Genomic DNA, 1,114 nt, shown 5'->3' on the forward strand with positions numbered 1-1,114 from the left:
CTCTTGCAATTCCCCTGCTTTAGCCAGTATTTCAAGGGTATTGTATACCGTCGCAAGAGATAATGAAGGGTACTGGGGTTTTAATTGATTGTATATTTCCTCCGCTGACGGGTGTTTTGCATTACCTTCAAGCAAATTTAAAATTGCCAGTCTTTGAGGCGTTAATTTCAGCCCTAAATTTTTAAGCTTATTTATCATCATTTTAAATTTAWATCTCCTATTAATTTATAACCATTATGATTTAATATTTTTTCTTTGTCAACATCTTAATGCCAAAATTTTTACTCGGTTGCATAAAACTTCTCCTGGCGAACAAGTCAATAAACCAAGCCAGAGCCCCAATCCCCAAAAACTCAGTAACCAATAAGTTGGCTGAACAGCCATTGAACGGCGACCTTTGTCAAACGCACCGCAGGCTACGGCCCAAGGCAGCATACAAAATCAAAAGGGATTCCCACCCGTTTATGGCGAGTATCCCTCCATTTATAAGTAATTGGCGGAGAGTCAGGGATTCGAACCCTGGAGACCGCTCATCACAGTCTACTCGGTAAACCAGAGGGACCGTCCCCTTGGTTTTGGTTCGCCTGCATTGGCCAAGCCAAAGTTAAATTTCAAGCATATCTGATAGCAACATTAGTCAACTTCAAGCGATTGTGCAAACTAACAATGGAACAAATTACCAAAGAGCCATTGTCTACGATTATAGGGTAAGCGCGCCCAATTACATGACAAATACTGGAAAACAGGAGTAATATACTCAAAAAATATAGTTTTACGTCTTAAAGTCTAAAAATCGTGGCTCACTACTGTTAATTAATTAATTTGATTTTTCAAGGAGTAAAATTAGGATTTTAGAGGGGTTTTTTCAACACCCTCCTAGCGACCTGGCTCGACCGCACTGCCTGGCACCCTGTCACTGTTGTAATCCCTCCTTTAGACACAAGAAGCCCCGGAAAGAGGGTCTATCTCCTTCCGGGGCTAATTTATGTGATGTCTGACATTATCTTGCTTATTTGGCTGCCTCCCTGACAATAGCTGCCGCTTCCTCCAGGCTATTAACAGTGTAGATTTTGTTGATGATTTTATCAAGAATGACTATGTCATTAATTTTCTG

The 1,114-nt window shown here is 40.6% G+C and carries 1 protein-coding gene; it reads right to left on the reverse strand.

What is annotated here, in order from left to right; translation table 11 throughout:
• The coding region (locus P378_RS18330; RefSeq protein ID WP_143338559.1) for a Fur family transcriptional regulator at nt 1-201 on the reverse strand (201 nt) is incomplete at its 3' end.
• Nucleotides 202-1,114 lie beyond the last annotated feature (913 nt).

The sequence above is a fragment of the Desulforamulus profundi genome (assembly GCF_002607855.1).